This is a genomic window from Nocardioides malaquae (genome assembly GCF_015070385.1).
Classification (GTDB): domain Bacteria; phylum Actinomycetota; class Actinomycetes; order Propionibacteriales; family Nocardioidaceae; genus Nocardioides; species Nocardioides malaquae.
The window spans coordinates 1-256 of record NZ_JADCSA010000701.1 but is presented as its reverse complement, the minus strand read 5'-3'; the positions used below and the strand labels follow the sequence as shown (position 1 = coordinate 256).

General features: G+C 53.9%; 1 pseudogene. It reads left to right on the top strand.

The features are described 5' to 3' along the window. Positions 1–256: pseudogene (hyfC, locus tag IEQ44_RS16160) on the top strand (hydrogenase 4 subunit HyfC); the annotation flags it as partial.

The following is a 256-nucleotide window of genomic DNA, read 5'->3' as shown; positions in this document are numbered from 1 at the left end:
TGATCACCCTTATCTATCTTCTTGCCCTGTTTCGTTTTTTCTTTGCTCTTTCCGGGCTGGATACCGGAAGTCCGTTTGCGGGAGTCGGTGCCAGTCGCGAGTTGACGCTCGGCATTCTGGTCGAACCAATGCTTATTCTCTCACTGCTGGTATTGGCGCTGATAGCAGGTTCCACGCATATCGAGATGATCAGCAATACGCTGGCGATGGGCTGGAACTCGCCGCTAACCACCGTACTGGCGTTACTGGCCTGTGG